15 protein-coding genes are annotated in these 21,308 nt (G+C 72.8%); 9 read left to right on the top strand and 6 right to left on the bottom strand.

Annotated elements, in window-relative coordinates:
* Window positions 1–3 precede the first annotated feature (3 nt).
* The gene (locus F1C76_20345; protein ID QNG39426.1) at window positions 4–204 is read right to left on the bottom strand and encodes a hypothetical protein; all 201 of its coding nucleotides are present in this window, start codon (window positions 202–204) and stop codon (window positions 4–6) included.
* Between the two features lie 243 nt (window positions 205–447).
* Here F1C76_20345 and F1C76_20350 point away from each other — a divergent pair, with 243 nt between their 5' ends.
* From F1C76_20350 to F1C76_20360, 3 genes are read left to right on the top strand one after another with little or no spacing between them, the layout of a single operon-like run.
* Window positions 448–1,296: a CPBP family intramembrane metalloprotease gene (locus F1C76_20350; GenBank protein QNG38581.1), complete on the top strand. Its 849-nt coding sequence runs from the start codon at window positions 448–450 to the stop codon at window positions 1,294–1,296.
* On the top strand, window positions 1,293–1,949 hold the full coding sequence (locus tag F1C76_20355) for a hypothetical protein (GenBank protein ID QNG38582.1): 657 nt from the start codon (window positions 1,293–1,295) through the stop codon (window positions 1,947–1,949). Before F1C76_20350 ends, F1C76_20355 begins: the two co-directional genes overlap by 4 nt.
* Entirely contained in the window at window positions 1,946–3,160 is a 1,215-nt protein-coding gene (locus F1C76_20360; protein QNG38583.1) for a PrsW family intramembrane metalloprotease, read from the top strand. The genes F1C76_20355 and F1C76_20360 overlap by 4 nt, the downstream gene beginning before the upstream one ends.
* A gap of 76 nt (window positions 3,161–3,236) precedes the next feature.
* Here the strand turns inward: F1C76_20360 and F1C76_20365 are convergent, their stop codons facing one another.
* The 3 genes from F1C76_20365 to F1C76_20375 form a co-directional block, all read right to left on the bottom strand.
* Window positions 3,237–7,877 carry a tandem-95 repeat protein gene (locus F1C76_20365; GenBank protein ID QNG38584.1) on the bottom strand — a complete coding sequence of 1,547 codons (4,641 nt, stop codon included), beginning with the start codon at window positions 7,875–7,877 and terminating at the stop codon, window positions 3,237–3,239.
* Complete coding sequence (locus tag F1C76_20370) at window positions 7,874–10,039, bottom strand: hypothetical protein (protein ID QNG38585.1); 2,166 nt, start codon at window positions 10,037–10,039, stop codon at window positions 7,874–7,876. Before F1C76_20370 ends, F1C76_20365 begins: the two co-directional genes overlap by 4 nt.
* 938 nt (window positions 10,040–10,977) lie before the next feature.
* Window positions 10,978–11,223 carry a hypothetical protein gene (locus F1C76_20375; GenBank protein ID QNG38586.1) on the bottom strand — a complete coding sequence of 82 codons (246 nt, stop codon included), beginning with the start codon at window positions 11,221–11,223 and terminating at the stop codon, window positions 10,978–10,980.
* A gap of 137 nt (window positions 11,224–11,360) precedes the next feature.
* Here F1C76_20375 and F1C76_20380 point away from each other — a divergent pair, with 137 nt between their 5' ends.
* The 4 genes from F1C76_20380 to F1C76_20395 all read left to right on the top strand — a co-directional run bounded on the left by F1C76_20380 (window position 11,361) and on the right by F1C76_20395 (window position 14,962).
* Entirely contained in the window at window positions 11,361–12,263 is a 903-nt protein-coding gene (locus tag F1C76_20380) for a GAF and ANTAR domain-containing protein (GenBank protein QNG38587.1), read from the top strand.
* A complete protein-coding gene (locus tag F1C76_20385; GenBank protein QNG38588.1) occupies window positions 12,263–12,976 on the top strand; it encodes a GAF and ANTAR domain-containing protein in 714 nt (237 codons plus the stop codon). The genes F1C76_20380 and F1C76_20385 overlap by 1 nt, the downstream gene beginning before the upstream one ends.
* 122 nt (window positions 12,977–13,098) lie before the next feature.
* Entirely contained in the window at window positions 13,099–14,184 is a 1,086-nt protein-coding gene (locus tag F1C76_20390) for an ANTAR domain-containing protein (GenBank protein ID QNG38589.1), read from the top strand.
* Window positions 14,185–14,257: 73 nt separating this feature from the next.
* Window positions 14,258–14,962 carry an STAS domain-containing protein gene (locus tag F1C76_20395; GenBank protein ID QNG38590.1) on the top strand — a complete coding sequence of 235 codons (705 nt, stop codon included), beginning with the start codon at window positions 14,258–14,260 and terminating at the stop codon, window positions 14,960–14,962.
* Between the two features lie 116 nt (window positions 14,963–15,078).
* Here the strand turns inward: F1C76_20395 and F1C76_20400 are convergent, their stop codons facing one another.
* Window positions 15,079–15,879: a TetR/AcrR family transcriptional regulator gene (locus tag F1C76_20400; protein QNG38591.1), complete on the bottom strand. Its 801-nt coding sequence runs from the start codon at window positions 15,877–15,879 to the stop codon at window positions 15,079–15,081.
* Here F1C76_20400 and F1C76_20405 point away from each other — a divergent pair.
* Window positions 15,772–17,373, top strand: coding sequence for an AMP-binding protein (locus F1C76_20405; protein QNG38592.1), 1,602 nt, complete (start codon window positions 15,772–15,774; stop codon window positions 17,371–17,373). The genes F1C76_20400 and F1C76_20405 overlap by 108 nt on opposite strands.
* A 26-nt stretch (window positions 17,374–17,399) precedes the next feature.
* Entirely contained in the window at window positions 17,400–20,600 is a 3,201-nt protein-coding gene (locus F1C76_20410) for an ATP-grasp domain-containing protein (protein ID QNG39427.1), read from the top strand.
* A gap of 42 nt (window positions 20,601–20,642) precedes the next feature.
* On the opposite strand, the gene F1C76_20415 is transcribed toward F1C76_20410, so the two are convergent.
* Window positions 20,643–21,290, bottom strand: a complete 648-nt coding sequence (locus F1C76_20415) for a nuclear transport factor 2 family protein (GenBank protein QNG38593.1) — start codon at window positions 21,288–21,290, stop codon at window positions 20,643–20,645.
* Window positions 21,291–21,308: the final 18 nt, after the last annotated feature.

Genomic DNA, 21,308 nt, shown 5'->3' on the forward strand with positions numbered 1-21,308 from the left:
GCCTCAGTCGGGCAGCTGACGCAGCTCGACCACCGTGAGACCCAGGGCGTGGAAGCGGTCCAACAGGCCGTGCAGCTGGGCCGAGTCCAGCACCGGGCCGAAGAAGGTCGTCCCGGCGGCGAGCCCGGCCCGAGCGGTCAGTTCCGGGAACGCCGCACCCAGGGCCGCGGAGACGGCGCCCACGACCCGGAACTCGTACCGCACCGGGGCGGTGCGCCCCGGGGACCTGCGCGCTGACCTGGTCATGCCCGCCTCCTCGTCGACCACGGGTCCTCGACCACACCGGGGACCTGCTCGGTCATGAGGCTCTGCGCCTCCCGGTGCCGGGGGCACCACCCGACGCGGGTGACGTGAGGGTGTCGGCCCGGATCACCCGCTGCGGGTGACGCCTGCCGCACTGCGCTGCCGAAGCCTCGACGTCGTCCACCGACGACCTGGAGGCCCGGCGTGCCCACCACCCAGCACCGCTCGTCCGATGCGGGGAGCCCCCCACCGCACCCGGACCTGCCCCGGGGGAGCCGGAGGCTGTCCGTCGCCGGGTGGGTCGGCCTGGTCATCGGCTACCTCGTGCTCCTCCAGGGCCTGGCCTGGGTGCTGACGAGGGGACGGGAGTCCCGGTACGGCTCGCCCACCTCGGTCGACGAGCTGTGGCGCAGCATCACCGTGCCGGTCGCCTGCTCCGTCGCACTCATCGTGGTCGTCGTCGGGGTGCTGCGGTGGGACCGGCCCGTGTGGACCGATCGTCGTCCGGTCCAGCGGTGGGTGGCCGTCGTCCCGGTGGCGATGCTGCTGGCCGTCGTCGCTGCCACCGACTACGCCGGCCTGGCAGACCGGGGCGTCGTGTTCTCCCTGCTGCTTTTGGCCAGCACCCTGCTCGTGGGGTTCGGGGAGGAGCTCATGTTCCGGGGTGTCGGCCTGACGGTCTTCCGGAGCAACGGTTTCTCCGAGGGCAAGGCGGCCTTGTGGTCCACCGTCGTCTTCGGCTCGGCCCACGCCACCAACCTGGTCAGCTCCGGCCCCGGCGCGTACGTCCAGGTCTTCGTCGCCGCCCTGTCCGGCTACTTCCTCTACCTCGTGCGGCGGCGATCCGGCGGCCTGCTGTTGCCGGCCCTGGTCCACGGCCTCTGGGACTTCTCGCTCATCTCCGGCTCGGTGGTGCCCGACCGGGTCCACCCCGGGGTCGCGGTGAACGTGCTGGTGATCGTCGTCCTGGCGGTCCTGCTCGTCGTCCGCCGGCACCGCATCGAACCCCGTCCGGCTCCCGTGCCAGTCCCGTCCCAGGAGGAGATCAGATGACCGCCGTCGCCCTCGTCCCACCGCCACCCACCCGACACCGGGTGCCTGTCGAGCACCGGTTCCTCGGGCTCGACCGGCGGACGATCCCGCTGGCCGCGGTCGCCCTGGTGGTCTGGCTGCTCTGGGCCGTCGTGCTGCCCTGGATCGACTCCCGGATCGCCTACACCGACGAGATCGAGGCCGGGGACGTGCTCCAGGTGGACCAGACGGTCACGTTCGTCCCCGCCGCGGGGTGGGAGCTCATCCAGGGCCTGCGCACGACCGACGAGACGACCAGCGGCGACACGTTCACCCAGGCCACCGAGGTGTCCGCGGTGGGTGTGGCCATCGCCGCCCAGCCCGGGCCCTGGACCGGGACGGACACGGAGCTGCTCGGCCAGATCACCGACATCCCCGCTGCCGGCATAGACACCCAGGGCCTGCGACTGGCCGGGGACCCGGTCACCGTGACCACCGACTCGGGACAGCAGGGCGTGGCCCAGGGCTACGTGACCCCCCGGACCTCTGGCATCGCGGTGGCCTTCGTCTACGAGGAGGGCGGCGACAGCCGCGGCCTCGTCGTCAACGTGATCGGACCACCGGCCCAACTGACCGACCACGCACAAGAAGTGGCAGACATGATCGAGAGCTTCACCTTCGAGGACGCGGCATGAGCACCATCGACCGATCCACGCACACCCAGCCGCAGGACGCGGACGAGATCGAGCGCCGGCGGCAGACCATCCGGATCACCGGGTGGGGGTCGACCTTCCACTTCTTCCAGCCCCGCAACGCCTGCTTCTGGATCTACCTGGGACTGACCCTCGCCGGCGGCAAGTACGTCGTCACCACCGTCGCCCAGAACGCCGGCCCGTTCGCCGCCGGGTACACCGCCTCGGTGCTCACCACCGGTGCGTTCACGGCCCTGTTCCTGGTCTTCCTGCACCGCAAGGACCGCTGGGAGCGGACCCCGGGCCGCCTGGCCCTGGCCGCCTTCGTCATCGGTGGGGTGGCCGTCCCCTGGGCGCTGGCGCTGCCGGGCAACTCCGCCCTGATCTCGATCTACGGCAAGCTGTTCGGCCAGGCCTGGACCGAGGACTGGCAGGCCGGGCTCAGCGCGCCCTTCGTGGAGGAGAGCGCCAAGGGCATCGGGTTCCTCCTGCTCCTCGGGCTGGCACCCCGGGTCATCCGCACCGTCTACGACGGGCTGGTCGTCGGGGCCTACGTCGGGCTGGGTTTCCAGATCCTGGAGGACCTGTTCTACGGCCAGAACGCCGCGATCAGCAGGTTCGGCCAGGACCAGGCCGGTGCCGTGCTGCACAGCTTCGTGCTGCGCTCGCTCACCGGCCTGGCCTCCCACGCCCTGTACACCGCGCTGTTCGCCGCCGGGCTGGTCTACCTGATCGGCACCGTCGCCCAACCTCGCCGCGTCGGCCGGGGACTGGCCCTCATGGCCGCCGCGATGGTCCTGCACGGCCTGTGGGACTCCATGGCTGCGCTGGCCCGCGGTTCCGGCCAGGTGATGGTCGCGCTGATCGTGGCCATCACGATCACCAGCTTCGCGCTGCTCTACACCGCGCTCCGACTGGCCGGCGGCCAGGAGCGGCGCTGGCTGGGCGACGTGCTGGCACCCGAGGTCACCAACGGCACCCTCACCCCGGCCGAGCTCGCCGCCCTCACCGGCCGCAGGAAGGAGACCCGCGCCGCCGTCCGCGGACGCGAGGCGGGGGTCAGCAGGCACCGCGAGAAGCACGTCCTGCACGCCGCCCACGACCTGGCCCACGACCTCGCCGTCGCAGACGGGGAGGACAGCCCCGACGTGCAGCTCTCCCGCGCCGAGATCGCCCGCATCCGCCGGGGTCACCGCCCCGCGAGCGGGGACTGACCCGGGAACGCCCACGGGGGCGTCGTCCGCACGGACGACGCCCCCGTGGGGTGTGCTCAGTCGGCGCCGAGCGGTCTCACTCGCCGCCGGTGGGCCGACGTCGCTGGGCCAGGAGGACGACGGCACCCGCGACGAGCAGGAGCAGCGCCAGACCCCCCTGCCAGGCGAGGTCGAACCCGGTCACGGCCAGTTGCGAGCCGTTGGGCAGGGTCACGGTGACCCCGCCCCCCGGCCCCGGGCTCTGGGCGATCCCGGGGGCCGTGACGGTGAAGGAGACCGTGGCCACCGCCCTGGTCCCGTCGCTGTCGGCCACCGAGTACTGGACGACCGCGGTCCCGGTGAAGGCCGCCTCCGGTGTGAAGGTGATGGCCCCGGTGATGGTGTCCACGGTGTACCTGCCCTGGCCGGGCACGGCCAGGCTGGTGGTCAGCTGCCCGTTCGGGCCGACCAGTCGCAGGGACGTCGGGTCGAGGTCCCCGGTGCCGGGCTGGTCGTTGCCCAGGGGATCCACCGTGATGGGTCGACCCTGGCCGCCGGTGGCGGTGTCGTCCCGGACCACAGGGGGGGTGGGCGTGACCGCCGCGGTCATCGTGGCGGTCACGGTGAGACCGTCGCCGTCGGTCGCGGTGTACCCGACCGGGGTCGCGGTGCCGGTGAAGCCGGTGACCGGGGTGAAGACGACGGTGCCGTCGCCACCCAGAGTCCACGTGCCCTGCCCGGCGACGGTGACCGTGGTGGTCGGGCGGCCGGTGGCCGGGTCGACGAGCCGCAGCGACGTCGGGGCCGGCGTGGCCCCGGTGCCGCTGGGGATGTCGTTCGACAGCGGTCGGAACGTGACGGGTGCGCCCTCGGGGCCGCTCGCCACGTCCGGCACCCCCACCGGCGGCGCGGCGACCACGACGGTGACCGTGGAGCCGGCGGTGTTCCCGTCGTCGTCGGTCACCTCGTAGGGCACCGACACCGAGCCGGAGAAGCCGGCGACCGGCACGAAGGTGACCCGTCCGTCGGTCGAGACCGTCCACGTGCCGACCCCGGGCACCTCCAGGGTGTCCACGGCGTCCCCGTCGCCGTCCCGCAGGACGAGGGTCTGCGGCAGGAGGGTGGCCGCGGTGCCCGGGGCGTCGTTGTCCAGGACGTCCACGGTGGCCGTGCGGCCGTTGGGGACGGTCAGCGAGTCCGGGGTGGCGACGGGCGCCGCCCCGCTGGTGACGGTGATCCGGGCGCTGACCACGTCACCCGCGGTCGTCGTGGCCCGGTAGGTCAGCGGTGTCGCCGGCCCCTCGAAGCCCGGGACCGGGGTGAACGTGACCCCACCGGTGGCGGTGTCGACGGTCCAGGTGCCCTGGCCGGCGACGGTGACGCTGTCCGTCGCCGCTGCGGTGGCCGGGTCGACCAGCTGCAGCGAGCTGGCCACGAAGGTCACTCCGGGGTCCCCGGTGGTGTCGTTGGCCAGCGGGGTGACGACGACGGGGTCACCGGACGGCGCCGAGCCGGCGTCGTCGGTGGCCGCCGGGGTGCCCGGGGCAGCCGTCGTGGGGGTGATGGTGGAGGTCACCGTGCCGCCGAACGTCGTCGAGGCGGTGTAGGTCACCGGTGTCGCCGGCCCGCGGAAGGTCGGCAGCGGGGTGAACGTGACCTGACCGGTGTCCCCGTCGACGGTGTAGGTGCCCTCGTCGGCGACGGTCAGGGTGGTGACGGCTGCACCCGCGGGGTCGATCAGGCGTACGGAGCCCGGGGTGAAGGTGGCTCCGTCGGCACCGGGGTCGTCGTCGGCGGTCGGGTCGAGCACGATCGGGGTGCCGTAGGCCCCGCTCGGGGTGTCCGGTCGGCCTGTGGGGGCTGCGGCCGGGGTGACGGTGACCGTCACCAGCGCGGTGGTGCGGGTGCCCTGGTTGTCGGCCACCGAGTAGGTGACCGGGGTGGCCGGGCCCGAGAACGTGGGCAGCGGGGTGAAGGTCACGAGACCCTCGGCGTCCACCGTGTAGGTGCCCTGGTCCGGCACGGTGAGGGTGCCCACCAGGCTGTCGGTGGCGGGGTCCACGAACTGGACGGAGCCGGCGTCCAGGCCGGCGGGCCCGCCCTCGTCGTTGGTCAGGACGTCGATGCCGACGGCGGTGCCCTGGGCCGTCGTGGCGGCGTCGTCGTCGGCCGAGGGTGGCGGGTCCACCACGACGGTCACGGTCGAGGTGGCGGTGTTGCCGTCGGAGTCGGTGACCCGGTAGGGCACGACGACGGTGCCGGTGAAGCCGTCCACCGGGGTGAAGGTGACTGCACCGGTGACCGGGTCCACGGTCCAGGTGCCGGCATCCGGCACCACGAGGCTGGTCACCCCGTTGCCGGCGCCGTCGACCAGGACCACGGAGTCGGCCTCGAGCGTCGCACCGGTGCCGGGCACGTCGCCGTCGAGGACGTCGACGGTCACGGGCCGGTCGTACCGGGCGGTCCCGGTGTCGGGGTCGGCCGTGGGTGCGGCACCGGTGGTCGCCGAGAGGGTGGCGCTCGCGGTGTCCCCGACGTTGGTGGTGACCCGGTAGGTCAGCGGCGTGGCAGGCCCGGAGAACCCGACGAGCGGGGTGAACGTGACCTGGCCGGTGGCGGTGTCGACCTGCCAGGTGCCCTCGTCCGCGACGGTCACCGTGGTGGCCTCGTTCCCGGTGTCCGGGTCGACGAGCGTCAAGGACCCGGTGACGAAGGTGGTGCCGGTCGGGCCGGCGGTGTCGTCGGTGAGCGGGGTGAAGGTGACGGGCCGGCTGAACGGGGCCGAGGCCGTGTCGTCGGTGGCGGTGGGGAGGGCCGGACGACCGACCGTCGGGGTCACCGTGGACGTGACGGTGGTCCCGAACGTGGTCGCCGCGGTGTAGGTGACCGGCGTGGCCGGCCCGGTGAAGCTGGCCAGCGGCGTGAAGGTGACGCCACCGGTCCCGGCGTCCACGGTGTAGGTGCCCTCGTCGGGCACGGTCAGGGTGCTGACCCCCAGACCGGTGTCCGGGTCGGTCAACTGCACCGAGGAGGCGACGAAGCTGGTGTTCGTCGCACCGGGGGAGTCGTTGGCCGTCGGGACGACGCTGACGGGGGTGTTGTAGGCCGCCGAGGGCGTGTCCGGGGTGGCGGTCGGGGCGGGAGCTGCCGTGACCGTGACTGCGACGGTCGCGGTGGACCGGTCGCCGTTCTGGTCGGCGACCGAGTAGGTCACGGGGGTGGCCGGGCCGGTGAACGTCGGCAACGGGTCGAACGACACCGTCCCGTTCGCGTTGGCGGTGTACGTGCCCTCGTCGGCGACCGTGAGGGTGGTGACGAGCGCGCCGGTCCCGTCGACCAGGCGCACGGACGCAGGCGCCAGGGTGGTCGCGTTGGCCGTGTCGTTGCCCAGCACGGAGACCGCGACGGTGGTGTCCTGGGTGGTGGTGGCCGTGTCCGCGGACGTCGCCGGGGCCACGCGCACGAGGAACGGCGTCGAGTCGGTCGCGCCGGGCTGGTCGGGGTCGTCGGACCGGATCAAGGTGCCGTTGTAGTCGACCGTCGCGGTGTTCTCGGACTGACCTGCCGTCGGCGTGCCGGTGATGCTGGCCCGTGCGGTGAAGGTCAGCGGGCCCCCTCCGGCGTTGCTGGGGACGCTGATGCCGTCGATGCGCAGGGTCGCGCCGGAGACCGTGACCGTGCCCCCTCCAGGGGTCGCCGGGGTGACGGGGTTCGTCTCCCAGGTGAGACCGGAGGCTGTGGGCAGGGTGTCGACGAAGTTCGTCGTCGAGATGACCCCGGGTGAGGGGTTGGCGATCTGGAACCGGAAGGTGATGGTGCTGCCGTCGACGACCGAGCCCGGGTCGGCGGTCTTGGTCATCGACGGGGGCAGGCAGGCGGTCGCGTCGAAGGTCTGCACCCGCTGGGCGTTGGACACGATGGAACCGGCACCGGTCTGCGGGTCGTACCGCCAGATCTTGCCGTTGGCGCTGGTCGCGGACGTGCTGGCGTTGCCGTTGTCGAAGAAGTACATCCGGCCGAACGAGTCGGTCCAGGACCCACCGGCCGAGCTCGGTGGCGCGACCCCGCTCACGGTCACGGCCGCGCCGGCGCCGGTGGCGGGGTTGATCCGGTACAGCACCGCCTGTCCGGTCACGATGCCGTAGAGCTGCCCGTCGAAGGGGTTGAAGGACACGTCCGAGGGCCCGTCGGCGAGCAGTCCGGCGGGGCCGGTGATGGTGCGGAAGGTGCCGGGTAGGGCGGGGTCGTTGAGGTCGACGTCCCAGATGCGGCCGGGGGTGCTGCCGTTCCGGGGGGTGGTGAAGACGTAGTGCCCCGTTGCGGTGACCGCAGCCGACGCCGTCGACACCGCGGTGGCGGTGCCCCCGACGGTCGGACGGCCGAGCACCTCGTAGCCGGTGCTGCCGTCCTCGCCGAACCGCACGATCTGGCCCGCGGGGTTCACCCCGTACACACGACCGTCGACGGTGTTGAACCCGATGCCGTTGACGACCTCGGGGAGCAGACCCGATGCGATGGGGGTGCGGGTGACCGTCGTGGTCCCGTCGGGCTGGGTGGTGAAGCCCAACCGTTCTAAGGTGCTCTGCGTCGATCCGGCGGGGGCGCTGACGATCACGCCGGCCGGCGTGCACTGCAACGGCAGCGGCGCTGCGCTGGCCGCCGGGGCGGCCACGACGGTCGCCACCCCCAGTGCCAAGGCCGCGCTCACCGAGCCGGCCAGGAACCTCGTGGTGTTCATCGGGTGGGTCCCTCGGTCGTGGGTCGGCGGACGGCCACGAGTGCGGCCGTCCCGATCAGGAGCAGAGCCGTGGCGCCGGTGAGCACCCCGGTGATCTCGGTGCCGGTGACGGCCAGGACCCCGCCGGAGGGGCGGGAGCCGGAGCTCGTCCCGGCGTCGACGACCGGCGATGCGCCGGGGCCGGTGCCGACGCCCCCGGTGACCGGCTCCGTGCCGGTGGTGGGGGGCCCGGGTGCGGCGGCGAGCACGGTGAAGCCGTCGGCGGCGGAACCCGACTGCGGACCGGTCAGGGTGACGGTGTGGGTGCCCGGGTCGAAGCCGGCGGTCACCGTCCAGGTGAAGGCGACCGTCCCGCTGGCGTCTGCGATCTGGGCACCCAGGTCCACGGGGTCGGAGGCCATGACCCCGGTGACGGTCTCCCCGGGCTGGAAGCCGGTACCTGTCGCGGCCTGCTCACCGCCCTGGACGACCTCCTCCCGGCCCACCGAGACCGTCAGGGTGGTGGCGCCGAGGGTGAAGGTCACCGTCGCAGGCGAGGGCTCGGTGTTGCCGGCGGTGTCGGTGGCCCGGACGGTGAAGGTGTGCTGCCCCGGCGTCAGGAGCGGTGCGGTGTGGGGCGAGGTGCACGGGAAGGGGGTGCCGCCGTCCAGGGAGCACTGGAAGGTGGCGTCCTCGTCGGCGGAGAAGCTGAAGGTCGGCGTCCGGTCGGTCGAGCCGTCGGCGGGCCCCGGGTCGAGGGTCGTCCGCGGCGCGGTCGTGTCACCGCCGACGGTCACTGCCGGCGACGTCACGGCCAGGGCCTGGTACCCGGCCTGCTGGCCGGTCACCTGGACCGTGATCCGGCCGCCGTCGGCACCGGCCGGCGGCACGAAGGTGCTGGAGCGGGCCCCGTCGACGGCGACACCGTCCTGGAACCACTGGTAGCGGTAGCAGGACCCCGGGGTCCAGTCGGTGGGGGTGGCGGTCAGGGTCGCCCCGACGGCGGAGGATCCGGCGATGGCCACGGTGCCGGTCTGGGTCGGTGCGGCCGGTCCCGCGGGTGCGGCGGGGTCGGTGACCGTCACCGTGACCTGCGCCGTCGCGGTCGCCGACGTCCCCGCCTCCAGCGCGTCGACGTGGATGACGACGCCGGCGTCGGTGAAGGTCTGGCCGGCGGTGTAGGCGGCCACGAGGCCCCGGGAGTAGTCAGCCGGGTCGACCGGGTGGGTGAGCATCGTCGCCGAGGCGCCGTCGGGCTCGATCCGCTGCACGGTGACGCCGGCGTTGAACCGCCCGAACGTCGTCGGAGGCCGGTACTGGGTGTACATGGCCCCGGCGTCCCGGCCCGTGTGGTTGCGCCAGTCGATCGAGTACTGCTGGCCGGGCGGCGTGGTGATGCGCAGCCCCCGGGTGCCGTCCGTGGTCCCGCGACCGAACAGGTCGTAGGTGGAGGTCTGGGTCTGCTGTCCGGCGCCCAGCGCCACGGCCGGCACCTCGCACGCCCCCGCGATGCCCAACCGGGTCCGCTCGAAGGAGTCCAGCGAGGCGGGGGTCTGGGGGTTGTTCGCGAAGACGGTCGCGCCCATGATCGCGTAGAGGTTGCCGTAGTCGCTGGTCGTACAGGCACCGGATTCGTCGCACGTCGAGCCGTGCGCGTGGCTCAGCCCGAAGTTGTGACCGAGTTCGTGGAGCATCGTCTGCGTGCCGTAGGTCGGCTCGTTGGCGGTGTAGATCTTGCCGCCCGAGCTCAACCCGTTCGCGGCACTGCCCTGCGTGCCGTGCCCGCCGCCGCAGCCCTGCGGGCCCATGGCGATGAGGTTGTTCCCCGATGTCCCGGTGAAGTCGACCCCCGGGAAGAGGGTGGCGGAGGCGGCGAACACCGTCAGGTGCGGGTCGGGCAGGGAGCAGTCGACGTCCATCGTCTGCGGGGACCCGACCCGGGTGAACGAGCTGATCAGCTGGTCGGACTCGACCACCCACCGCTGCAGGGCCGTGTCGATCTTGGCCAGTCGCTGCTCTTCGGTCTCCGGGTAGGTCTTCTGGCCCGACGTGTCGTTGACGAAGACCACGTACGCCTGGTGCGCCGGCGTCGCGATCGCTGCTGCACCCGGACCGGGGGCGGCCGTCGCCAGACCGGGGGCCAGCAGCCCCCCGCTGATCAGCAGAGCTCCGACGCCCCCCACGGTGGCGGTGCGCGCGGCTGTCCGGCGCTGTGCCGGAGCTGCTCGTCCGTTCCCCCGACCTCGATCGACGGACCCCCGTCGTCGTCGGGTGCGAGCACCCACGAGCCCGTGCCATGCGCGTGCGACAGCCACTACGTCGTTCCCCCGTGATCTGAACCGGCCGCGCGCAGGCCTCGTTGCTGTGCGTAGCGGCGCGAGTTCGTTGTGTCAGCAAAGTAAGGATCGGGCCAGGTCGAAGTCGACGACCCGCCGAGAAACCACCCGCTCGTGTCACCCCACGGCCACCTCGTGCACCACCAGCAACGGGGCGGTGGTCGCCGCAACGTGCTCGAGGTCGGGCCGAGTGCAGCAGCGCCGTCTGGACACCACAGCGCGAGGAGGAGTGGGGGCTCAGACACCGGACTCGGTCATGTGACGGAACGAGACGTGCGCGAACGACCAGGGACCCGCCGGTGCTGTCTCGGGGCTCACCGTTCGACAGCAACGTGCTCTTGGTCCCCCCGCGCGTCGAACTGCTGGATCGAGGTCCGGCCTCCGGTGGGGGCGACTCGCATCCGCCGTGTCTGGGGGCGTGGGCGCACGTCGGACCCGGACGCCAGCCCGGCCCAGCCTCTCCTCGGTGCAGTCGGCCCCCTCGCGGTGCTGGCTCGGGCCACATGCGCTCGGGTGCGGAGGGCGAGTTCCTCCGTCAGCCTGGTGCGTCGCAGGCGGGCGGGGGAGAGGCCCTTCGCCACTGCCACTGCCACGGCGGCGGCCCGGAGCGCCCGACGTGCAGCACCGGCCGGTCGCGCTCCCGTCGTCCGGCCCGGGGGCAGGGTGGGCGGCATCCTCGCGCAGGGCGGGGTCGGTGCCGTTGGGTGCGCGTGTCCCAGCGACTCGGGCTCACTCACCGCCGTCGTGGGGCACCGCGTGGTCTGAGTGGGCGGCGAGCTCCGAGCTCAGTCTCCCGGTCGGATCAGGGTGTCGTTCGCGACGGGTTGGGAGTGGATGCGGCGCGGCATCCAGGCAGAGACGTCGGACCAGGTGCCGTCTGTGTCGTACCGCTGGAGGCGGTAGGCCGTCAGCTTGGTGGTCGCAGTTCCGCCAGCCATGACGCGCGCCAGTTGCTGGGCGGTGTCGTCATCTGCGGCGTCGAAGGTGCCGGCGGTCGCCCCGTGGTCGGCGACGAGGCGGTAGGCGGTCACGCGAGCAGTCTGGGAGGCCACGATGGACCACGCGACTCGGATCACCTGAGGTCACGCCGGCACGACGGGCACTGGCTGGTCAGCACGGGTCTTGTCTAAGGTCGCCGCACTGCCCTGGACCCGGTGGTCATCCCACCATGTCGAGGAGCACCCATGACGGTCGCCCGGATCCGTGGCTGGGGCGGGTGACGAACTCCGGGCCCGCCGCCGGGGCGGTGCGGGTTGCTGACGTCCTGGCCGCGTTGGTCTCCCGTGGTGACCGTTCGACGTGGGCCGCGTCGCTGGTCGAGGACTGCGCCCGGGCGTGTGGTGCGGTCGGGGTGGGCCTGGCCGTGGCGGATGCCTCGGGTCCGGTGGGCATCGTGGCGGCGACGCCCGGCGCTGGACGGGCCGGGGAGGACCTGCAGTTCGCTCTCGGGGAGGGTCCGTGCCGTCAGGCAGCGGACACGCGGCGGCTGGTCCAGGCGCCGGTGTTGGCCGGCGACCCCCGGTGGGTGCAGTTCGCCGCGGAGGCCGAACGGGCGGGCATCTGCGCTGCGTTCAGCACGCCGCTGCAGGTCGGTGCCGTGTTAATCGGGGTGCTGGACGTGTACCGGGGGAGCACCGGCGCACTGTCGGACGGCGACGCCGCCACGCTGGCGGTGTATTCCCAGGTCGCCACTGCAGTCCTGCTGCTGCTGGGCGACACCGTGAACCCGGTGGGGGACGAGGAGCGTCTGGCCGAGCTCGCCGACATCCGCCCCGTGGTGCACCAGGCTGCCGGGATGGCGGCCGTCCAGTTGGACACCGACCTGGCCACGGCGTTGGTGCGGCTACGCGGGCACGCCTTCGCGACCGGACGCCCGCTCAGAGACCTGGCCTTCGACATCGTCACCCGCCGGCTGCGGATGGACGACACCGCGGCCGGACAGCACCCTGCGCCAGCTCCCTCTCCCACCGTCCCGACAACCGAGGACCACGACTCTCCACCCGACCCCGCTGCGGCGGGGGAGGGGACCGACCGTCCCGAGCCACCGGATTTCAAACAGAGGAATCACTGATGGACACCCGTGAAGACCTGATCGCCGACGCGTTCGTGGAACTCGCCGACTGCCTGGTCGACGACTTCGAGGTCACCGACCTGCTGCACCGGCTCATCGACCACGCCCTGGTCCTGCTGGACGCCGACGCGGCCGGCATCATGCTGGCCGACGCCCACGGCCAGTTGCAGGTGGTGGCATCCAACAGCCATGCGGTGGAGATGCTCGAGCTGTTCGAGCTGCAGGCGGATTCGGGGCCGTGTGTGGACTGCTTCCGCACCGGGGAGGCGGTGACCCCGCCCGACCTGGCCACCGTGCGGTCGTGGTGGCCGACCTTCGCCCCCCGGGTGGAGGCGCTGGGGTTCGCCTCCGCCCAGGCGATCCCGATGCGGCTGCGCAGCGACGTAATCGGCGCGTTGAACATCTTCCGGACCAGGGAGGGCGCTCTGGTCGACCGGGACCTCAAGCTGGGCCGGGCGCTGGCGGACGTCGCCACGGTGGCCTTGATCTCCGATCGCACGATCACTGCCCGCCAGCTGGTGGCCGATCAACTCCAGGAGGCCCTGAACTCGAGGGTGGTCCTGGAGCAGGCCAAGGGCATGCTCGCCCAACAGGCGGGAGTCAGCGTGGAGGAGGCCTTCACCGTGATGCGCACCTACGCCCGACGCAGCGGGCGCGGGTTGCGCGAGGTGGCCGCCGACGTGGTCGCCGGACGAGGAGCCGTCCCCCACTGAGCCTCGGGATGTCGACGCGCCTCTCGCCATGCCTGCCGTGGACAACTAGGTTGCCTGCATGCGCCACGTAGGCGCTGGTTGCCCTGGACCCCGGCACCCCTGTCGGAGGGGCGGGCGGGTCGATGACGAGCGTGCAGATCACCGCGGTGGACGTGGGGGGATCTCTGCAGGTCGAGGTGCATGAGCACGTCGAAGAGCCGGGTAGCGCCGTCATCACCGTGGACGGCGAGCTCGACCAGGTCACCGGGGCGGTGTTCGACCTCGCTCTGGTCCGGGCCTGGGACCAGTGGCCCGACGGGGTGACCGTGGACCTGCGAGGGGCGACGTTCATCGACGCCCGTGGCCTGGCCAGCCTGCTGCGGGCCAGTCACACAGCCAGGACGCGCGGTCTGCCCTTCACCGTGCAGTGCGGCCCGGGGTTGGTGGCCCGCATGGTGTCGTTGATCGGACTGGGGAACCCGGTGCCGATCGTGGCACCGGCCTCGGCTGTCACGACGCCGCCGTCCGGCGACGACGTGCCGACGGTGCGCAGGGCAGCGTCGGCCTTGGCTGCGCTGGTCGAGCTCGACCGCTTGACGGCTGCCGCCCCCGGTGGTCGCCAGCCCGACCTGCAGGTGGTCCTGGCCCACATCCGGGAGCACGTTGCCGGCGCTGGGCACAGCAGTTTCACCCGCGGACACGCCCAGCGGCTGTCGGCCACCACCACGTCCGACAGCCCCTCGGCGATCGTGCTGGCCGACCTCCAGCAACGCACCCGCCAGGGGCCGGCCAGGGACAGTCAGCGGCTGCAGCAGCAGGTGTACTCGGCGGACCTACGACGAGACACCCGCTGGCCACAGCTGACCCGGCTGGCCGCCGGGGAAGCAGTCCGGAGCCTGTTGGCCCTGCCCGTGGTCCACGAGGGGAACCGGTTGGGGGTGGTCACCGTGCTGAGCGACCGACCCGACGCCTTCGACGCCGACGCACGGTTCGTGGCCGCTGCACTGGTCGCCCGGGCCGGAACCGGGCTCGGCAACGCCGACCTCCGGGCCGGGTTGGAGAAGGCCCTGGCCAGCCGGGACGTCATCGGGCAGGGCAAGGGGATCTTGATGGCACGCCACGACATCACTGCCGACCAGGCATTCGCGCTGATGAACGAGCGGTCCCAGCGCACCCACACGCGGCTCGTCGACGTGGCGGAGGCGCTGACCCGCAGCGGCCACCTCTGACCCAGCGCAGCTGCATCACCGTTCGACGACCACCACGCGGCCCCGGACCCGGCCACACCCCTGAGGGAGACCCGTGTCCGAGACGCCCCCGATCGAAGAGGGCACACCGCCGGGCATCGTCGTGTGCCTGAGCGGAGCGCTCACCGGTGACGGCGCGCACGACTGGGAGGTCCTCGTCCACCGGATCTGGGCCACCGGCCCTCACCCGGTGTCCCTGGACCTCTCCGCCGTCAGCCTGCTCACCTGCTCGGCGGTCCACGCGATCGTCCGCGTCGCGGCGGGTGCCCGCCATCGTGGGCTGTCCCTGCAGCTCCACCGGGTCCCGCCGCAGGCCTGTCGCCTGCTGCACTGGGCGCACCTGGGTCACCTGGTGGTCAGTCGGTCCGGCCCGTCACCCGAGCCGGTCGGCGATGCACCTCCCGTCGTCCCCTCGGACGGGCCACGGTCCTGGGCCGGTCTGCCGCGGACGACCACCACCGCCCACGGCCCCATCTCCACCGAAGAACTGCGGACGGCGTTGCACCGTTCGGCGATCGGTGACGCACAGCTGGAACGGGCCATCACCGACCTCGCGTGCGCCGGGCCCAGCCTGCTGCGATGGCTGACGGCCGGGCTCATCACGGTGGAGCCCGATGTCGATGACACGGGAGGTGGTTGGTGGGCCGAGATCGCCTGGGCCGACCTCGACGCCGCCATGACCAGCAGGCTCGTGGCCGTGACACGGGCCGAGACGGTCCGGGTCCAGCAGGCGGTCATCGCCAGCGGACGACTGCTGTGACGGGACCCGAGACCGGCCGAGCCGCACGACCTGCGGCGCTTCCGTGACCGGTGGTGATGACGTCGCCACCGGTCGCTCCTCGGTCTCGACGGCCGTCGACACCCGGAGCGTGGTCGCTACCGCAGGTCGACCATGTGGGCGTAGAGGTCGATCAGCGCCTGGGTCAGCTCCTGCTGGCGCGAGGGGTCCTCGGCCACTCGTCGAGCGAAGGTGTGGACGATCCCGGTGACGGCTTCCGCCATCAGCGGGGGTGCCACCGGTGGGTGGGCGAGCCCCTGGTCGACCAGTCGTTGCAGGAAGCGGCTGTGCCGTCGATCGGCCTGCTGGTGCAGCTCGAGGTGCAGGCGGCGCATGCCGGGGTCGACGAGGGCCTGGTGGGCGATGACGGTCAGCATCGCGGAGTGGCGGGTGTAGGCCGTCAGGTAGGCGGTGAGCGAGCTGCGGAGGGTCTCGCGGGGCGAGGTGGTGTCGGCCTGTTCCTGGAGGGCGAGGAACTCCAGGCGGACGCGGTCGGCCAGCGCCGCGAACACGTGTTCCCGGGACGGGAAGTAGGCGTACACGGTGGGCCGGGTGACACCGGCCTCTGCGGCCAGGGCCGACATGGTGGCCCCGGCGTGCCCGGAGCGCACGAAGACCCGCTCGGCCGCGTCGAGCAGCAGCCCGCGCTTGTCGTCGGCCTCCACGGTGCGCCCACCGAGCCCGGTCACGTGATCTCCCTGCCGCTCTGCGGTCTCTCGCTGTTTGACACGACTGTAAAGTCTGTGCGGTCGGCCCGCGCCGTGGCGGGCTGCTGCTCCCCTGGAGGATGCATGGCCGGCCTGCCCGACATCGCCGCTCGCACGCTGCTGGCTGCATACGAGCGGGTCCTGGCTGTCGCTCCCGACGACGTCGCCCAGATCGGTGACGACGGAGTGCACTGGACGTTCGCGGAGAGCTACGCGAGGGCGCTGCGGCTCGGGGCGGGGCTGGCCGACCTGGGCCTGGAGCGCGGTGACCCTGTCGCGATCATGCTGGACAACTCCCTGGACTTCGTGCACGTGTGGACCGGCGTGGGTCTGCTGGGCATGGTCGAGGTCCCGGTGAACACGGCCTACACGGGACCGTTCCTGGCCCACGTCCTGGCAGATTCCGGTGTGTCGGTCCTGGTCCTGGAGGAGCACCACCTGGAGCGCGTGCTGGCCGTCGCGGACGACGTGCCCCTGCTGCGCACGCTCGTCGTCCGCGGTACGGCGCCGACAGACGGCGATCTGGGCACCCGTTTCGACGTCGTCCCCCTGGCCGGCATGGAGAACGGCGACGCCCGGGAACCCGTTCGCTCCGCCCCCGAGGACCTGCTGGCGTACATGTACACCTCGGGCACGACGGGACTGTCCAAGGGCGTGCTCATCTCCCACGCGCAGGCGTACAGCTACGCCTCGCGCGAGGACCAGGAGCGGCCGCGCCGCGGAGACCGGCTCCTGGTCACGCTCCCGCTGTTCCACCTGGCGGGCCAGTGGTTCGGGGCGTACCAGGCACTGATCCACCAGGTCCCCTTCGTCCTGCAGCCGCGCTTCTCGGTCAGCCAGTTCTGGGCCGTGGTCCGTGCGCACGGCATCACGGTCACGGTGCTGCTCGGCGCGATGGCCGAGCTGCTCCAGCAGCAGCCACCCCGACCCGAGGACGCCGACAACCCCCTGGACCTCGCGATCATGGCGCCGCTGGCCAGTGACGTGCACGGCTTCCGGGCCCGCTTCGACATCGAGGTCGCCGCCGTGTACGGTATGAGCGAGATCGGGGCGGTCCTCAACGGACCGCCGGGCACCATCGTCGGCGGCGAGGCCGGCTTCCCCCGACCCGGGTACGACCTCAGGCTCGTCGACGCCGAGGGCGAGGACGTCGCGGTCGGGGAGGTCGGAGAACTGGTCGTGCGCCCGGAGCACCCCGCCATGGTCATGGCCGGCTACCACGGCCTGCCCGAGAAGACCGCCGAGACGATGCGGGACGGCTGGGTGCACACCGGCGATGCCTTCCGGCGCGATGACGAGGGCCGCTTCTTCTTCGCCGACCGGATGAAGGACGCCCTGCGGCGGCGCGGGGAGAACATCTCCAGCTTCGAGGTCGAGCGGGTGATCAACGAGTTCCCTGCCGTGTACGAGAGCGCCGTGGTCGCGGTGCCCGCCGAGCTCGGCGAGGACGAGATCAAGGCCGTCGTCGTCGCCAGGGAGGGCGCGACCCTCGACCCGGCCGCACTGACCCACTTCTTGATCGAGCGGTTGCCCTACTTCATGGTGCCGCGCTACGTGGAGACCCGGGACGAGCTCCCGCGCACCCCGACGCAGAAGGTGGTCAAGCACGTCCTGCGCGCAACGGGTGTGACCGCGGACGTCTGGGACAGGGAAGCCGCCGGCATCTCCGTGCGACGGCCTCGGTGACCGCCCCGGCCGACGGCCCGGTCGCCGTGCTGCTCGTCGCCAACCGCGGGGAGATCGCCGTGCGCATCACGGCCGCCGCCGCAGCTCTGGGCATCCGGACCGTGGCGGTGGCTCCGGCGGACGACGCCGACTGCGCCCACGTCCGGGCAGCCCACGAACACGTCGAGATCCCCGGAACAGGGCCGGCTGCCTACCTGGATGCCGGCGCGCTCGTGGCAGCTGCGGTGAGCGCCGGTTGCGACGCCCTGCACCCCGGCTACGGCTTCCTCTCCGAGAACCCGGCCTTCGCCACCCGCTGCGCCGAGGCCGGGGTGCGCTTCGTCGGCCCGAGCCCGGACGTGCTCGCCCTGCTGGGCGACAAGTCCCGCGCCCGCGACCACGCCCGGGCGCTGGGCATCCCCCTGGCCCGGGGGACCGACGGCCCCACCACCCTCCCGCAGGCCCGGTCGTTCCTGGGATCGCTGGGTCCGGGTGGCGCGGTCATGGTCAAGCCGCTGGCCGGCGGGGGCGGGCGCGGCATGCGACCGGTCGCGGACATGGCGGACCTGCCGCCGGCCTGGGAGAGAGCGCAGTCGGAGGCGGAGCGGGCCTTCGGTGACGGCGCCCTCTACGTCGAGCAGCTGTTCCCCGCCGCCCGGCACATCGAGGTCCAGCTGGTGGGGGACGGGACGGGCGCGGTCGTGGCCCTCGGCGACCGGGACTGCAGCCTGCAGCGCCGGCGGCAGAAGCTCGTGGAGATCGCCCCTGCACCCCAGCTGCCGCCGGAGGTGCGTGCCGCCCTCCACGAGGCGGCGACGACCATCGGGGCCTCACTGGACTACCGGGGGCTGGCCACCGTCGAGTTCCTCGTCAGCGGCCACGAGTGGGTCTTCCTGGAGGTCAACCCACGTGTGCAGGTGGAGCACACCGTCACCGAGGAGGTCACGGGCGTCGACCTGGTGGAGGCCTCCCTGCTGATCGCCGGCGGGGCGGTCCTGACGGACCTCGGCCTGGCCGCATCGGTCCCCAGCCGGGGCACGGCGCTCCAGGCGCGGCTGAACACCGAGACCGTGGAGCCCGACGGCGACGTCACCCCGGGGACCGGGACCCTGACGACGTTCGACCCACCCTCGGGCCGCGGGGTGCGCGTGGACACCCACGGGTGGGCGGGGTACACCGTCAGTCCCCGGTACGACAGCCTCCTGGCCAAGGTCGTCGTGTCCGACCCGCGCCGGGACCTCGCTGCGCTCACCGCGCGAGCCGGGCACGCGCTCGCCGGATTCCACGTCAGCGGTGTGCCGACCAACCTGGGTCTGCTGCGCGCGCTCCTGGACCGACCGGAACTGGCCGCGGGGACCATCTCCACGACGTTCGTCGAGGACCACCTGGCCGAGCTGCTGGCCGACGTCCCGCAGGACCCGGCGCCACGGTCTGCCCCCGGAGCAGACACCTCCGAGCCCGGAGCAGCGACCGAGGACGTCGTCCCCGCAGGTGCCGTCGCGGCACGCACCCAGCAGGCCGGTGTCGTCGTGCAGGCCGTGGTCGCCGTCGGCGATCGGGTCACCGCGGGCGACACCCTCGTCGTCGTCGAGGCCATGAAGATGGAGTCCGTCGTCGCGGCTCCCGTCGGGGGAGTCGTGCAGGCGGTGCTGGTCAGCGCCGGTGAGGTCGTGGGCGCCGCCGCACTGGTCGCGGTCGTCGAGCAGGACGACCAGACCACCGCGACCACCGAGGACGTCGTGCCGACCGATCTCGACCACCGCCGACCCGACCTGGCCGAGGTCGACCGCCGCCACCAGATCGGCCTCGACGAAGCCCGCCCCCGAGCGGTGGAGAAGCGACATGGCGCCGGCCGCTGGACGGCGCGGGAGAGCATCGCTGCCCTGGTGGACGCCGACACCCTCACCGAGTACGGCGCCCTCACGATCGCCGCCCAACGTCGCCGGCGGACGCTCGAGGACCTCGTCGAACGCACCCCCGCCGACGGTCTGGTCACGGCGACCGCCCGGGTCGCCGACCGGCCCGTGGCGGTCATGTCCTACGACTACACCGTGCTCGCCGGCACCCAGGGGATCCAGAACCACCGCAAGACCGACCGGCTCCTCGAGCTGGTGCACCGCCGACGACTCCCCCTGGTGCTCTTCGCCGAGGGCGGCGGCGGCCGTCCCGGGGAGACCGACACCACGGCCGTCGCGCAACTCGACGTCCCCACGTTCCGCATGGCTGCAGCGCTGTCCGGACGGGTCCCGATGGTGGCGGTGGTCTCGGGCTGGTGCTTCGCCGGCAACGCGGCCCTGGCCGGGGCGTGCGACGTCATCATCGCCACCCGGGGCAGCAGCCTGGGCATGGGCGGCCCGGCGATGATCGAGGGAGGGGGGCTGGGCGCCGTGGCCCCCGCCGACGTCGGACCGATGGACGTCCAGGTCGCCAACGGCGTGGTCGACGTGCTGGTCGAGGACGACGCGGCCGCCGTCGACACCGCCCGCCGCTACCTGCACTACTTCACCCACCCCCGTACCGGCTGGGAGTGCGGCGACCAACGGTCCCTCCGGTCGGCCGTCCCGGAGAACAGGCTCCGCACCTACGACGTGCGGCCGGTCCTGAAGACCATCGCGGACACCGGGCTCCTCCTGGAGCTCCGTTCCGGGTTCGGGACCGGGATCCTCACCGCCTTGGCCCGGATCGAAGGTCGTGCCGTCGGGATCGTCGCCAACAACTCCCTGCACCTGGGGGGCGCCATCGACGCCGACGCCTCCGACAAGGCCACCCGGTTCCTCCAGCTGTGCCAGACCCACGGCCTCCCGGTCGTGTCCCTGTGCGACACCCCCGGGTTCATGGTCGGCCCCGACGCGGAACGAGGCGGCACCGTCCGTCGGTTCAGCGCGATGTTCACCGCCGGCGCCCGGCTCACCGTGCCGTTGTGCGTCGTCGTGCTGCGCAAGGGCTACGGGCTGGGCGCGATGGCCATGGCCGGGGGGGACCTCAAGGCGCCGGTCCTGACCGTCAGCTGGCCCACCGGTGAGTTCGGCGGCATGGGCCTGGAGGGTGGGGTCCGCCTGGGCTTCCGGACCGAGCTCGAGGCCATCGACGACCTCGACGCGCGACGGGCCCGGTACGACGAACTGGTCGCCGAGGCCTACGAACGGGGCAAGGGCCTCAGCGCGGCCGCGGCCTTCGAGATCGACGACGTCATCGACCCCGCGGACACGCGGGCGACCCTGGCCCGGGCACTCGCCACCGACACCTGACCCACGAGACCGGGCGCACGTCGGCACAGGTCGACGTGTCGGTCACGTGGGGTCGTCGAGGGCGCCGTTCCCGGACAGCCACGCGTCCTCCCTGGCGTGGAAGGCCGTCACGCCTTCCCACCGGTCGTCTCCGAGCAGGTCCGGGTCCAGCCGGACACCGCGGTCGATCTGCAGGTAGCCGAGGAAGCGGTAAGAGGGTCGCAGCGACGCCAGCAGGTCGCGGTCGAGCACCGGGGTGTCACCGGCCGTGGCGGGTCGCAGCTCGTCCCACTCGAAGAGGACGTGGAAGGTCAGCAGCCGCCACCGCCCGTGCTCCCGGACGGCCCGGGAGAAGAAGCGGCAGTGCGCGTGGACGTCCACGTGGACGCCGTGCAGTTCGCGTCGCTCGAAGATGGTGGCGGGGCTCTCCACGGTGGCCCGGTCCCCGCGCACCCGGGCGAGGGCCGGGAAGACCCAGTGTCTGCCGGAGGTGTCCCCGGCCGGGGAGTCTCCGAGGAGCGCGCGGGTGGAGGCGACGTAGGCGTCCCCGCCGACGCCGTCGTACCAGGTGGTGCGAACCCAGGCGTTCTCGTGGAAGCAGTCGGCCATCACGTCGAACAAGCGCTGGTCCCGGGCGAAGCGCTCACGCCGGACGAGGTCGAAGAGGTCCTCCCGATCGCGGGGGTCAGCGAGGTCTGCGGGCGTGGCCACGGGGTGTCCTCTCGAGAC

The sequence above is a fragment of the Geodermatophilaceae bacterium NBWT11 genome (assembly GCA_014218215.1).
In the GTDB taxonomy this organism is placed as follows: Bacteria; Actinomycetota; Actinomycetes; order Mycobacteriales; family Geodermatophilaceae; genus Klenkia.